This is a genomic window from Erythrobacter sp. JB1-15 (assembly GCF_057365035.1).
Genome location: NZ_CP200295.1, coordinates 1,366,987 through 1,379,894, shown reverse-complemented (window position 1 = coordinate 1,379,894; position 12,908 = coordinate 1,366,987). Strand labels below are relative to the sequence as shown.

Below are 12,908 nucleotides of genomic sequence, written 5' to 3'. Positions count from 1 at the left end.
GTGAAACGCCTCCTTCCCTCCAGCCTTTTAGGCCAAGTGATGACGGTGCTCGCCATTGGGCTGCTGGCGGCGCAGATCATTTCGGCTGTCCTGCTGTATCAGGCATCCGAGCAGCGCCGCGATGCAGCGCTTGTCAATTCGCTCGCTTTCCGGGTGATCGGCGCACTTGCGCGAACCGAGGAAGCAAGCGAGCAGCAGGACCGGCGAGCTGGGCGAAACCGCGATGGCAGGCGCGATCGTGCAGGCGGCAGGGATGCGCAGCGAACGCCTCCTCCCGGAGCAAGGCCCCCTGGCCGGCCTTTCGCGATGCGAGTGGAGCGCAGCGATAGGCTGGCGATATCTGCAGGCGAACCGCGTCTTGCCGATTATGAAACCGCCTTGCGCGGTGTGCTGGAAGGGCAGGGTGTAACCGTTGGCAGCATTGCCGTAACGCAGCGATTGGCGGGAGCAGATCCGTTCGTCCAGCGCATGATGGATCGCCGCCCGCGCCTGAGCGCCCGTCAGCCCGATTGGGAAAATCGCCGCATACTTGTCGCCGCGATAGAGCGTGCAGATGCGCCCGGATGGCTGACCGTGCGCGTGGCTGAGCCCAAACGCTCCGGGCAAGGTCCGTTTGTCATCGCGTTTCAAACGCTGGTGATTTTTGCGGTGCTGGTGGCGCTGTTATACGCAGTGCTCAGGCGGATCACCCGGCCTTTGGCGCAGCTGACGAGGCGCGTGAGCGATTTTTCCGCTCACCCTGACCGCGCGGTGAAACTGGCGGAAACCGGACCGTCCGACACGCGCCGATTGATCGCGGCGCACAACGCCATGGAAGCGCGCGTGGCCGCTTTGCTTGATGAAAAAGACGTCATGCTGGGCGCGATTGGCCACGATCTCAAAACGCCTCTGGCAGCGCTCAGAGTGCGGATTGAAAGCGTGCCCGATGATTGCCAGCGCACCCGCATGGCGCAATCGATCGAGGATATCACCGCAACGCTCGATGACATCTTATCGCTCGCGCGGATCGGGCACGGCGCGCCTGCGCCAGAAGCCACCGATGTGAGCGCGCTTGCCACCAGCGTGGTGGAGGAGTTTGAAGATTTGGACGAGCCGGTTTCGATTGCCGATCAACCACGCACCGATCAACCCCGTCTGGTCGCCCCGCTGCATGTCACCTGGGCAAAGCGCGCGCTGCGCAATCTGATTGCCAATGCGGTGCGTTATGGTGAGCGGGCCGATGTCACTGTGTTCAAAGCAGACGGGCACGCGGTTTTGCGCGTCGAAGATTACGGGCCGGGTATCCCGAAAGAAAACATCGCCGCCATGCTCGAACCCTTTGTGCGCGGCGAGGCATCGCGCAACCGCGCAACCGGCGGCACAGGGCTGGGCCTGACGCTGGCGCGCGCCATCGCGGATCAGCATGGCGGGAAATTGGTGTTGTCCAATCTGAGCGATTTGAGCGATGTGAGTGATGCAAACGGAGCGAGTAACCGGACAGGCCTGCGCGCCGAACTCCATCTGCCGCTTTGAACATCAAGACCGTGCGGCCAAAAGAGCGTGAAGCCTGCACACCCATTTAAGTCGGAGAGACAAGCATGAGCGTTACACTTTACGGCGCGCCCCCGTCGCTGTTTTCCGGAAAAGCGCGCGCTTATCTCGATTGGAAAGGCGTGGATTACACCGAAAAACTGCCATCAGATGCGCGGTTTCAATCAGATATCGTGCCCGCCATTGGCCGCCAGATAATCCCGGTGGTTGAGCTGGATGATGGCGCTTTGCTGCAAGACACAAGCCTCATCATTGACCATTTCGAAGCGGCTGTGCCGGGGCCATCGGTCTATCCTGCTACGCCTCGCCAGAAACTTGCCGCTTTGCTGCTGGAAACATTTGGCGATGAATGGCTGGTGATCCCGGCCATGCATTACCGCTGGCACTATAATGAGGAATGGATTTACGCAGAGTTCGGCAAGACCGCTCTGCCCGGTGCTGCACGGGAAGAACAATATGCCGCCGGAAAAGCGCGCGGCGCGATGTTCAAAGGGTTTGTCCCGATGCTCGGGATCAATCCTGTCACGATCCCTGCGATTGAGCGATCTTATGAAACGCTGCTGGGCGATCTCAACACCCATTTTGCGCAGTGCCCGTTCCTGTTTGGCACCCGGCCAAGCATTGGCGATTATGGCCTTATCGGCCCGCTTTACGCGCACAATTATCGCGATCCCAAAAGCGGCGAAATGATGCGCCGCCTTGCGCCGGAGGTTGCCAGGTGGGTGGAGCGAATGATCGCGCCCACGCCGCTATCCGGCGATTTTCTGGAAGGGGACGCGGTGCCTGATCCAATGATGAATGTGCTGCGCCGGATGATGGCGGAGCAATTGCCCTATCTTGCGAAAACCGCCGCGATGCTGGGGGATTGGGCAAGCGCGAACCCGCGCGGCGAATTGCCCCGCGCACTGGGCATGACATCTTTCACCATAGAAGGCGTAACCGGCGAGCGCGCAGCGCTTCCCTTTGGGCTGTGGATGCTCCAGCGCGCGCTGGATTATCTTGGCTCGCTATCCGGGGATGAGCGCGCACGGTGCGAGGCAATGCTGCGCGCATGCGGCGGCGATGATCTTATCGCTTTTGAAATGCCCGTGCGCCTGACCTATGAAAACCACACGCTTGGCGTGGCGGATCAGGCCTAGCCGCTTACCGCATCAGCCCGCCGATCAGATTGCGCACAAATCGACCGGCAATCGGCCCTGCCAGATCGGTCGCGATGGAGCCTGCTGCCGATGTGATGCCCGATGCGACCGGATTGGCGCGCGATTTCTTGCCCAAAACTGCCGCCGCTGCGGCGCCTGCCATGCCGCCTGCGGCAACCTTTGTGCCGCGTCCCAGAGCCTTTTCCCACATTGATTTCGTCTTGCGCGGGCGTTTGCGCACTTCTTCTTCGCCCTTATCCGCCACTTCCTTTGCGGTTTCAGCAGCATCGGCGGTTTTGGCGGCGAGCACTTCTTCTGCGCTTTCGCGGTCCACCGCTTCATCATATTTGCCTTCGAACGGGCTGATCGATTGGATGATCGCGCGTTCCTTGGCTGTCACCGGGCCAAGGCGGGAACGCGGCGGTTTGATCAAAGTGCGCTGCACGATTGTCGGCGCGCCTTCTTCATCAAGCGTTGAGACCAGCGCTTCGCCCACGCGTAATTCGGTGATGACTTCTTCGGTGTCGAGATCCTCGTTGATGCGGAACGTTTCTGCCGCCGCCTTGATCGCGCGCTGATCGCGTTTGGTGAACGCGCGCAAAGCGTGCTGGACGCGGTTGCCCAATTGGCCTGCGACTTCCTCGGGAATGTCGATCGGGTTTTGCGTCACGAAATACACGCCCACGCCTTTCGACCGGATCAGGCGTACGACCTGCTCAATCTTGTCCTGCAAAGCTTTGGGCGCATCATCAAACAGCAGATGCGCTTCATCGAAAAAGAACACGAGGCTGGGTTTTTCCGGGTCGCCGACTTCGGGCAGGCTTTCGAACAATTCAGCCAGCAGCCACAGCAGGAATGTCGCATACAGTTTGGGTGAACGCATCAGCTCATCAGCGGCCAGCACATTCACATATCCGCGGCCCGTATCATCAACTTGCAAAAAGTCGTCAATTTCCAGAGCTGGTTCGCCAAAGAAGAAATCCGCGCCCTGGCTTTCGAAACTAAGCAATTGCCGCTGGATCGCGCCAACCGATTGTTTGGAGACATTGCCATAAACGCCCGAAAGCTCTTTGGAATTTTCATGGGCCCATTGCAGCAGGCTGGTAAGATCGCCGAAATCAAGCAGCAGCAGGCCGTTTTCATCGGCATGCTTGAACACAATCTGCAGCACACCTTCCTGCGTGTCATTGAGATCGAGCAGGCGCGCCAATAATAGCGGCCCCATTTCGGATATCGTGGTGCGGATGGGATGGCCCTGTTTGCCGAACAGATCCCAGAAAATCACTGGATTATCAGAGTATTCGTAGTCTTCCATGGCCAATTCCTTGGCCCGCGCTTCCAGCTTGTCGGCATGTTTGAACTTGGGGCTGCCGGGCATGGCAATGCCAGACAGATCGCCTTTCACATCGGCCACAAACACCGGCACGCCTTGCGCAGAAAAGCTCTCAGCAAGGCCCTGAAGCGTGACCGTTTTGCCCGTGCCCGTCGCCCCTGCAATCAGGCCGTGCCGGTTCGCGCGCGACAAGGCCAGGTTTTGATTTTCGCCATTGCCGCCAAGGCCCAGAAAGATATCGCTCATAACCGCCCAAATTCCTCAATCGTGTCCTTGTAAGGTTAGTGAAGAGCCGAAGCGGAGCGGTCAAGCTCTCGACTTGGACGCAGCATCCGCTAAGGCAGAATGCATGGGTTCGGGACTGCCAGATACACTCTCAAATGCGCCGTTCGTGCTGCTTGATGATGCGCGCGGCGTGGGCGCTGCCGATGCCCTGTTATACGAAGCGCCCGCGCGGATTTTCACCGCGCACCGCGCTGCCGATGTGACCGGCGCGCTTGATGCGGCCCGCGCTGGCGCGGCCGGTGGCGGACATCTGGCAGGCTATATCGCGTATGAAGCGGGCCTTGCGCTGGAGCCGAAATTGCACGCTTTGGCAGATGCGCGCACCGGAGCGGCAGGGCCGCTTGTGTGGCTTGGCCTGTTTGAAGATGACCCTGTACGCATTCCCGCTGACAAGGTGCCTGATTGGCTGGCGCAGCGCCGCTGCGGCGCGGCTTCTATCGGCCCGCTTGATCCGCAGGTTTCGCCCGGCGGATATGCGGCCGCGTTTGAAACACTGCGCAGCGCCATTCACGCAGGCGATATCTATCAGGCCAATCTGACCTATCCGCTTGCAGGCTCTTACAAAGGCGATCCGGTTGGCCTGTATGCCGATCTGCGCGCTTCTGCGAGCGCGGGTTACGGCGGCATGCTGTTTGATGGCGCGCATTGGCTGCTTAGCTTTTCGCCAGAGCTGTTCGCGGCGCTGGACGGACAAAACGCCAAGGTCAAACCGATGAAAGGCACGCGCCCGCGCATGGCGGACCCGCAGGCAGATATTGCCATGGCTGAGGAACTTGCCAGCTCAGCCAAGGACCGCGCGGAAAACCTGATGATCGTGGACCTGATGCGCAATGATCTGTCGCGCGTCGCGGTGCCGGGCAGCGTTGCGGTGGATGCCCCTTTCGCGATTGAGAGCTATCCCACGGTGCACCAAATGGTCTCCACCGTGCGCGCGGTTTTGGCGCCCGGACACAGCGCCGCCGATCTGGTGCGCGCTTTGTTCCCGTGCGGTTCGATCACGGGCGCGCCGAAAATTCGCAGTATGGAGCTTATTGATACTGCCGAACGCGATGCGCGCGGGGCCTATTGCGGGGCGATTGGCCGGATCAGCGCAGACGGCGATGCCGCGTTCAATGTCGCGATAAGAACGCTGCGCCTAACCCCTGTCGAAAACGAAACCGGCACAGCGGTGCTGGGGGTCGGATCTGCAATTGTGGCGGATAGCGATGCGCATGATGAACGCCGCGAATGCGAAGTGAAAGCGGGCTTTGCACGGCGCATGGGGGCAGATTTTCCCGCGCCGCAATGCGATTTGATCGAAACCATGCGGTTTGAACCGGAAACGGGGATTGCGCATCTTGATCTGCATCTTGCCCGGATGAAACGCAGCGCCGCGCAATTGGGGTTTGAATTTGATTCCCACAGCGCGCGCAATCAAATTCAGGCCTTGTGTTTTGAACTGGAAAGCCCGGCCAAATTGCGCCTGCTCACCGCGCGCAGCGGGGCGATTGCGCTTGAGGCCGGGCCTTTGCCCGCTCCCTTTGACGCGCCTGTTCCCGCGGCAGCCCTGCCAAACCCGGTCGCGCCCAGCGATTGGCGCCTTGCGCACAAGACATCCGATCGCGGATTTTACGAGGATGCTTTGAAAGCGGCCCGCACATATGGGGCACAAGAGGCGGTTCTGGTGCGCGCCGATGGTTTGGTGACAGAGGGAACTTTCACCAATATCTTTGTAGAGCGGGATGGCAAATTGCTGACCCCGCCTGCCGCATTGGGGCTGCTGGCCGGCATTTTGCGCGAAGATTTGATCGCGCAGGGCCGCGCGCAGGAAGCCGAATTGACGCTGGATGATCTGGCAAATGGATTTCTCATCGGCAACGCTCTGCGCGGCCTTTCAAAGGCAGCACTGATATGACGATACCCATCCTGTTCGAAGACGGCGAAGCGCTGGTGATTGATAAACCGGCAGGCCTTCCGGTTGATCGCCCCCGGCGCGGGGGGGAATGTCTGGACGATCATCTGGACGCCCTCAAACTGGGTTTTCAGCGCCGCCCCACCGCTGTCCACCGGCTCGATACCGATACCAGCGGCTGCCTGTTATTGGCGCGCAATCCCAAATCTCTCAAACGGTTCAACAAGGCGTTTGAGGACCGGCTGGTGGGCAAAACCTATCTGGCGGTGCTCGATATCGAACCGGCTCAGCAATCGGGCACGATTGAGCTGGCGCTGTCCAAAATCAGCTCGGCAGAAAAAGGCTGGCGGATGATTGCGGCCAAAAAGGGCAAAGCGGCGATATCGCATTGGGAACTGCTCCAAGTGATCGGCGAAGGGGAGCGCAAACGCTCGCTCATCCGGTTCCGCCCTGAAACGGGCCGCACGCACCAATTGCGGGTCCATGCCTTGCAGGGCCTTGGCGCGCCTTTGCTGGGTGATCCCGTTTATGGCCCGGTGCGCGGACAAAACAAAGGCGCACCGCGCACGATGCTGCATGCTGAAACGATCACGGTTGAGCGGGCGGGCAAGCCTGCGATCACGGCCTTTGCGCCATTTCACGAAGATTTCGTGCGCGCAGGATTAACCGCGCCCGCAGCTCCTGATCTTGCCCCTGAACTTGCGCCTGAAGTCGCACCCGAACTCGCGCCCGCAGCCGATACCGCCTCTGGTGCGGACGATGGACAATAACCTTTTAGACCGCGCCCATGCTCTGGCGCAGGAGACGTTTCTCGCAGGATCTGGACCCGGCGGGCAGAACGCCAACAAAGTCGCGACCGAAGTGCAGCTGCGCGTCAATATTTACGCGCTGCGCCTGCCCCCGCCCGTTTTTGCAAGGCTGCGCGAACTCGCCGGATCAAAGCTGACCACCGCTGGCGATCTGCTCATCACAGCGCGCCAGCACCGCACTCAGGAAGCCAACCGACAGGCCGCGCGCGCAAAGCTGGAAGAGCTGCTGGAGACGGCCCACCGCCAGCCCAAACGGCGCGCCAAGACGCGAATCAACCGAGTGGGCAAAACCCAGCGGCTCAAAACCAAAAAGGCGCGCGGCGCGGTAAAGGCGAACCGCAGCAAGCCCAGCGCCAAAGATTGGTGAGCCAATGGGGCCGTGTTCGCTTGACTTTTACCCCAGAATCACCCAATGGCCCGCCTCTGTAAGGCGGCGCTTCCCGTTTGGGCACGCGCCGCTCGTTTGTTTCAGGCCATCAATGGCCGCCACCCGATCTTAGGAAACCGCCATGGCGAAGCCCGCAACCGTCAAGATCAAGCTCGTCTCGACCGAGGGCACGGGCTTTTATTACGTGACCAAGAAAAACCCGCGCAACATCACCGAAAAGATGGTGTTCCGCAAATATGACCCGGTCGCGAAAAAGCACGTCGAATTCAAAGAAGCCAAGATCAAGTGATCGCCGCAGCGCGGACGTGAACGCGTAATGGCGTGACTTAACGCTTGCGCGTGCTTCAATTCAGCCTCAGTTCAACGCTTTCACACTAGCGACAGGGCTATGGCTATGAGACATATCTTTCGCAAAACCGCCCGCAAAACCGCCCACAAAACAGGGCGCACAGCAGCAATGCTGGCTGGCACCCTAGGCGCTATCGCGCTGGGCTTCACCCTCGGTCAGCCGGGGCAAAGCCCTGTTACCCTCGCGCCGGCTGCGATCGCGCAATCATCGGGCGATCTTGATAAAGCGGTCACCGCATTGCGCGGCATTTCGACGATGCGCGCAGATTTCATCCAGTCCGATCAACGCGGCCAGAATGTGCGCGGCGTGATGACGCTGAAACGGCCCGGCAAAATCCGCTTTGATTACGGCAAGAACGCTGATCTGCTGGTCGTCTCGAACGGCAAATCGCTGTATATGGTCGACTACGAAGTGCGCCAGGTGCAGCGCTGGCCGATCAAAAACTCGCCGCTGGGCGCTTTGCTTGATCCGGCGCGCGATGTGAAGAAATACGGCACTTTGATCCCGACCAATGACCGCCGCGTCATCAGTATCGAAGTGCGCGATCCCAAAAAGCCTGAATTTGGCGTCATCAATCTGATTTTCGTGCGCAATCCAAAGGCACCGGGCGGATTGCAGCTTGCGCAGTGGGTGGCGCTGGATGCGCAGAATTACCGCACCCGCGTCAGCCTTTCGAATCACCGCTATGGAATGTCGGTCGCTGAAAGCACTTTTAAGTTCCGCGATCCACGCCGATCCTCTCGTCGACCGCGCTGAACGCTTCGCCTCTCAGCGGTTGTAGCTTTGCGACAAATCTCGCGCGATATTCATATACACGAAAGCTGCACTTGCCTATTTTAAGTGTTCAAGCCGGTTGAAGGTGGGTTTCCCCCTGTTGCCCTATCCTTCGTGAAAGACCGTCTTGAACAAGCGTGACGAACGCTAACAAGGAAGCCCCTGTCTCATCGCCCCCGAGACAGGGGTTTTTTTGTTGCGCTTCGCCCGCCCGCTCGGATTGTGCTTGCCTGCGAGTGGCGTCGGCCTGCGCTTCCGGTGCTCAGGCACTTAACGTGCGCTGCGCGCCGGTTCTCGTCCCACACCAATCTTGGCCCACACCATTCTCGGGATACCCCAATCCAAGCTGATCTTGAGCATTCAATTGGCCTCCAGAAGCTCATAGGCTAGGATTTCGTCCCACGAATGGCACACGGGAGAAAAAGCCTTATTCCTCCCAGCCGAATGCGCCCGTGATGATGTCGTAAATCACGTTCTGCTCAATCACGCCGCGCGCTTTGTCCGCGCCCGGCCCCTGTGCATACAGCGCCACATCCTCGCCCGCATGGGTTTCGCTCGATAGCGGGATCAGCGCCTGCTGGCGCGCATCAATGCCGGTATCGGGCACGGGGCGGCCTTTGTCATGATCGTGTTCCACTGCGCCCGGCCCATTGGCGTAGCCAAGCGTTGTGTATGGCTTTCCATCGCGAGCCTTGGTGGGTTCTTCGGTGTTGGAGATATCGCCCGATGGCGGCACGACCAGCCCCAGAATATCATTGCCGCGCCGCGGATAGCCCGAAATGGTGAAAACGTGGCTGTGATCGGCGGTCACCATAATCAGCGTTTCAGCCGGGTCGGTGTTATCAATCGCATATTGGATCGCGCGCGCAAATTCGACCGTATCTTCCAGCGCATAACCCGCCTGGCCCATATGGTGCGCGTGATCGATCCGGCCCGATTCCACCATCAGGTAAAACCCATCGGGATCGGTTTTGAGCCGCGCGATGGCCTGGCTTGTCATCTCGGTGAGCGACGGCTCGCCCTCGCCTTTGCCTTTCGCGCGGTCGGCGGTGTAAGTCATATGGCTGGGCGAAAAGAGGCCGAAGACGGGTTTATCCTTCGGGGCATTTTCCAATGCGTCTGCACTACGCACAAAAGTGCCGCCGGTGCGCTGCGCCCACCGTGCAGGCAGATTGGCATCCGCGTCCAACCGGCGGCCTGTATCATCCGCGCTTTCGCCGTAAAACGCGCCGAGCCCCCCGCCAAGGGCCACGTCCCAATCCGCCTCGATCAGCTGGGCCGCGATATCCTTGCACCCTTTGCCGCGCTCATCTTCGGGGATCGCCGCATCGGCTTCCCAATTGCGATCAGCGCTGCGGGCATAGACGCTGGCAGGGGTCGCATGCGTGATCCGCGCGGTGGAAACGATGCCCAGTGCCAGCCCGCGCCGGGTCGCTTCTTCGCCCATCAAGGGCAGCGGATTTGCAAGCGCGCTTTCGCAATTCCCGCGCTCCGCATCAGGGCCGATCCCCAGCACGCCGATGCGAGTTTTCTTGCCGGAATGCATCGCGGTGGCCGTGCCCGCGCTATCGGGGACTTGTGCATTGGTGTTGTAGGTTTTGACCAAAGCGACATTGTCAAATGTCTCAAAGCTCAAAACCGTTTCTTCGCCTGTGCGCCCCTGTTTTTGCCCGGCATAAATGCGCGCGGCAGTGATAGTCGAAATGCCCATGCCATCGCCGATAAACAGGATCACATTTTTCGCAGTTTTCGGCTCTTCCGCCTGCGTTTCAACCGCAGGTGGGGCCGCAGATGCAGCCGTAGATGCACTGGCGATCCGCTGATTGTCAGCGGCCGAACAAGCGCCCAGAAAGACGGTGCATGCCGCAAGGCTGAGAAGGATGAGGTGTTTCATGGCGGTCTCCAATGGCTTTTGCGCGAAGGTGAGTGCGCGCGGCATCAAATCTGCCTATCGGACGCGAATGTGACGGGAAAGCGAAAGGTTTGGTTTGATTGGCGGGCTGCTGCGTCCTAAGCATTGCGGCATGATTTCTGTCACCACCTGGAATATCAATTCTGTCCGCCTGCGCCTTCCACAGGTGCTCAAATTCCTCGATGAAAAATCACCCGACATTCTCTGCCTGCAAGAGATAAAATGTCAGGAGGAGCAATTCCCGGCGAAAGCGCTGGCCGATGCGGGGTATGAATATCAGGCGATCTGCGGGCAAAAGGGCTATCACGGGGTTGCCACCATCAGCCGCGTGCCGATCCGCGAAATATCGCGGTATGACTGGCAGGCCAATGGCGAAGCGCGCCATGTCGGGGTTGAAATTGTCGGCAAGGATATGGCGGTCGAAAACGTCTATGTGCCCGCTGGCGGCGATATTCCGGATCGCGATCAGAATGCGAAATTTGGTCAGAAGCTCGATTTTTTGGAGCGGATGACGCAGTGGGCCAAGGCGCTGGATCGTCCCACTTTGATCGTGGGCGATTTCAACATCGCCCCGCTGGAAAGCGATGTGTGGAGCCACAAGCAATTGCTCAAAGTGGTCAGCCACACGCCGCTTGAAGTTGACACGTTGCAGCGGTTCAAGCGCGCGCATGGCTGGGTTGATATCGGGCGCGAATATGTGCGCGATCCCGAACGCTATTTCAGCTGGTGGTCCTATCGCTCGCCCGATTGGCGCAAGAATGATCGCGGGCGCAGGCTCGATCATATGTGGGCCAGCCGCGATCTGGCAGCCAAAGCCGCGCGCCATGACATATACGAAGACGCGCGCAGCTGGGAAAAGCCATCTGATCATATCCCGCTCACAACCGAGTTCGATATTTGAGCGACAGCCCATCCCCGGCCCGCCGCGCGGCGCAGGCGGTGGATGCCTTGCGTCATGGCTGGCCGCTTGCCTTTGGCAGCGGGCCGGTTCTGCTCCCGGTGGAAACCGCGATAGCCGCGCAGGCGACAGCGCCGCAAATGCTGATCTCGGCTGCGCGCGCGGCCACTTTGAAACTCGCCAATCAGCGCGAGGCCGCCAGCCCGCACGCGCCCGTTCTCATCCGCGGGGGCGAACATTTTGACATGCGCGCCGCTTTGCCAATCGCTGATCCCGCGCTTGATCTGGGCCATCCGTTAAAAGGCCCCTTTGCCGCTGAGCGGATCAGCTGGGAGGATACCGCAAGCGCCGCGATGGAATTGGCGCGTATTGCGGGCATTCTGCCTGCCTTTCTGGTCAATCCCGATAATGCGGACGAGGCGCATTTTCTCGAAGCAAGCGATCTTGCATCATACACTCAGGCGGGCGCGCTCAATATCATTACGCGGGCCAAATTGCCCGTTTCGGCCAGTGAGGACGCGCAGATCATCGCCTTTCGCTCCACCAATGACACGCGCGAACATGTCGCGCTGATTGTGGGAGAACAATCGGGTGATCGCGAACCGCTGGTGCGGCTTCATTCTGAATGTCTGACAGGCGATATTCTGGGCTCGCTCAAATGCGATTGCGGCCCTCAGCTTAACGCGGCTTTGCATGCCATGGCTGAACACGCGGCGGCAGATGGCGGATGGGGCGCGCTGCTGTATCTGCGACAGGAAGGGCGAGGGATCGGCCTTATCAACAAGCTGCGCGCGTACCGTTTGCAGGATCAGGGGTTTGACACGGTCGATGCCAATCAGCGCCTCGGCCTGCCGGATGAAGCGCGCGATTTTCCCGTGGCAGCGCGCATGCTCGAACTGATCGGAGCGGAGAAAATTCGCCTGCTCACCAACAACCCGGCCAAAGTCACCGCTTTGGCAAAAGCCGGCATCACAGTGACGCAGCGTGTCCCGCATCAATTGCCCGACAACCCGCATAACGCCCATTACCTCGCGACCAAGCGCGACCGCTCAGGACATCTCATCACATGATCGGCCCCGAAACCGCCATCACTTTGCGCCCCGAGGCAAAGGGCGATGAAGACACGATCTTTGCCCTGACAAAGGCCGCCTTTCACGACATGCTGTTCAGCGATGGATCAGAGCCGCACATCATCAATCGCCTGCGCGACGATGGCGATTTGACGCTGTCGCTGGTGGCCGAAGATGGCACGCGCATTGTCGGGCATATCGCGATATCGCCTGTGCGCATAAGCGGCGGCCCGCCCGATAATGACCGCGACAATTGGTACGGCCTTGGCCCGGTATCGGTCTGGCCAGACTTGCAAGGCCAGGGGATTGGCGGCGCGCTGATAACCCGCGCCATCGCCGATATGCGCGCGCGCGGGGCGAAAGGCATCATCCTATTAGGATCGCCCGAATATTACAGCCGCTTCGGCTTTCGCCACGAACCCGGGCTCGCTTATCCCGGCCCGCCGGCGGAATATTTCCAGGCGCTGCTTTTGGACGGCGACCTGCCCAGCGGCGTGGTGACCTATGCGCCCGGTTTTGGGTGAGGCTAA

General features: G+C 60.0%; 12 protein-coding genes. 10 read left to right on the top strand and 2 right to left on the bottom strand.

What is annotated here, in order from left to right:
- Complete coding sequence (locus AC0V6L_RS06625; RefSeq protein ID WP_486153529.1) at positions 1–1,512, top strand: sensor histidine kinase; 1,512 nt, start codon at positions 1–3, stop codon at positions 1,510–1,512.
- Positions 1,513–1,577: 65 nt separating this feature from the next.
- Complete coding sequence (locus AC0V6L_RS06620; RefSeq protein WP_486153528.1) at positions 1,578–2,669, top strand: glutathione S-transferase family protein; 1,092 nt, start codon at positions 1,578–1,580, stop codon at positions 2,667–2,669.
- A 4-nt stretch (positions 2,670–2,673) separates the two neighbouring features.
- On the opposite strand, the gene AC0V6L_RS06615 is transcribed toward AC0V6L_RS06620, so the two are convergent.
- Positions 2,674–4,248, bottom strand: a complete 1,575-nt coding sequence (locus tag AC0V6L_RS06615; RefSeq protein WP_486153527.1) for a helicase HerA-like domain-containing protein — start codon at positions 4,246–4,248, stop codon at positions 2,674–2,676.
- 103 nt (positions 4,249–4,351) lie between these two features.
- Between AC0V6L_RS06615 and pabB the strand changes: the two genes are divergently transcribed.
- From pabB to AC0V6L_RS06590, 5 genes are all read left to right on the top strand, one after another.
- Positions 4,352–6,181 (top strand): aminodeoxychorismate synthase component I, encoded by a 1,830-nt coding sequence (pabB, locus tag AC0V6L_RS06610; RefSeq protein ID WP_486153526.1) that lies wholly within the window; start codon positions 4,352–4,354, stop codon positions 6,179–6,181.
- Positions 6,178–6,948: an RluA family pseudouridine synthase gene (locus tag AC0V6L_RS06605; RefSeq protein ID WP_486153525.1), complete on the top strand. Its 771-nt coding sequence runs from the start codon at positions 6,178–6,180 to the stop codon at positions 6,946–6,948. The genes pabB and AC0V6L_RS06605 overlap by 4 nt, the downstream gene beginning before the upstream one ends.
- Complete coding sequence (gene arfB, locus AC0V6L_RS06600) at positions 6,938–7,354, top strand: alternative ribosome rescue aminoacyl-tRNA hydrolase ArfB (protein ID WP_486153524.1); 417 nt, start codon at positions 6,938–6,940, stop codon at positions 7,352–7,354. The genes AC0V6L_RS06605 and arfB overlap by 11 nt, the downstream gene beginning before the upstream one ends.
- Positions 7,355–7,496: 142 nt before the next feature.
- Positions 7,497–7,664 carry a 50S ribosomal protein L33 gene (gene rpmG / locus AC0V6L_RS06595; protein WP_007165948.1) on the top strand — a complete coding sequence of 56 codons (168 nt, stop codon included), beginning with the start codon at positions 7,497–7,499 and terminating at the stop codon, positions 7,662–7,664.
- 105 nt (positions 7,665–7,769) lie between these two features.
- A complete protein-coding gene (locus tag AC0V6L_RS06590; protein WP_486153523.1) occupies positions 7,770–8,480 on the top strand; it encodes a LolA family protein in 711 nt (236 codons plus the stop codon).
- A gap of 445 nt (positions 8,481–8,925) precedes the next feature.
- Here the strand turns inward: AC0V6L_RS06590 and AC0V6L_RS06585 are convergent, their stop codons facing one another.
- Complete coding sequence (locus tag AC0V6L_RS06585) at positions 8,926–10,392, bottom strand: alkaline phosphatase (RefSeq protein ID WP_486153522.1); 1,467 nt, start codon at positions 10,390–10,392, stop codon at positions 8,926–8,928.
- 130 nt (positions 10,393–10,522) lie between these two features.
- Between AC0V6L_RS06585 and xth the strand changes: the two genes are divergently transcribed.
- Genes xth through AC0V6L_RS06570 form a run of 3 tightly spaced genes read left to right on the top strand, consistent with a single transcriptional unit; the run spans position 10,523 to position 12,902 of the window.
- Positions 10,523–11,311: an exodeoxyribonuclease III gene (gene xth / locus AC0V6L_RS06580; protein WP_486153521.1), complete on the top strand. Its 789-nt coding sequence runs from the start codon at positions 10,523–10,525 to the stop codon at positions 11,309–11,311.
- The gene (ribA, locus tag AC0V6L_RS06575; RefSeq protein WP_486153520.1) at positions 11,308–12,378 is read left to right on the top strand and encodes a GTP cyclohydrolase II; all 1,071 of its coding nucleotides are present in this window, start codon (positions 11,308–11,310) and stop codon (positions 12,376–12,378) included. The genes xth and ribA overlap by 4 nt, the downstream gene beginning before the upstream one ends.
- The gene (locus tag AC0V6L_RS06570) at positions 12,375–12,902 is read left to right on the top strand and encodes a GNAT family N-acetyltransferase (protein WP_486153519.1); all 528 of its coding nucleotides are present in this window, start codon (positions 12,375–12,377) and stop codon (positions 12,900–12,902) included. Before ribA ends, AC0V6L_RS06570 begins: the two co-directional genes overlap by 4 nt.
- The last annotated feature ends 6 nt before the right edge of the window (positions 12,903–12,908 follow it).

Coding starts and splice junctions, on each gene's coding strand:
- AC0V6L_RS06620 (WP_486153528.1), top strand. CDS start 1,578: ATGAGCGTTACACTTTACGGCGCGCCCCCGTCGCTGTTTTCCGGAAAA.
- AC0V6L_RS06585 (WP_486153522.1), bottom strand. CDS start 10,392: ATGAAACACCTCATCCTTCTCAGCCTTGCGGCATGCACCGTCTTTCTG.
- AC0V6L_RS06590 (WP_486153523.1), top strand. CDS start 7,770: ATGAGACATATCTTTCGCAAAACCGCCCGCAAAACCGCCCACAAAACA.
- AC0V6L_RS06615 (WP_486153527.1), bottom strand. CDS start 4,248: ATGAGCGATATCTTTCTGGGCCTTGGCGGCAATGGCGAAAATCAAAAC.
- rpmG (WP_007165948.1), top strand. CDS start 7,497: ATGGCGAAGCCCGCAACCGTCAAGATCAAGCTCGTCTCGACCGAGGGC.
- pabB (WP_486153526.1), top strand. CDS start 4,352: ATGGGTTCGGGACTGCCAGATACACTCTCAAATGCGCCGTTCGTGCTG.
- AC0V6L_RS06605 (WP_486153525.1), top strand. CDS start 6,178: ATGACGATACCCATCCTGTTCGAAGACGGCGAAGCGCTGGTGATTGAT.
- arfB (WP_486153524.1), top strand. CDS start 6,938: ATGGACAATAACCTTTTAGACCGCGCCCATGCTCTGGCGCAGGAGACG.
- AC0V6L_RS06570 (WP_486153519.1), top strand. CDS start 12,375: ATGATCGGCCCCGAAACCGCCATCACTTTGCGCCCCGAGGCAAAGGGC.
- xth (WP_486153521.1), top strand. CDS start 10,523: ATGATTTCTGTCACCACCTGGAATATCAATTCTGTCCGCCTGCGCCTT.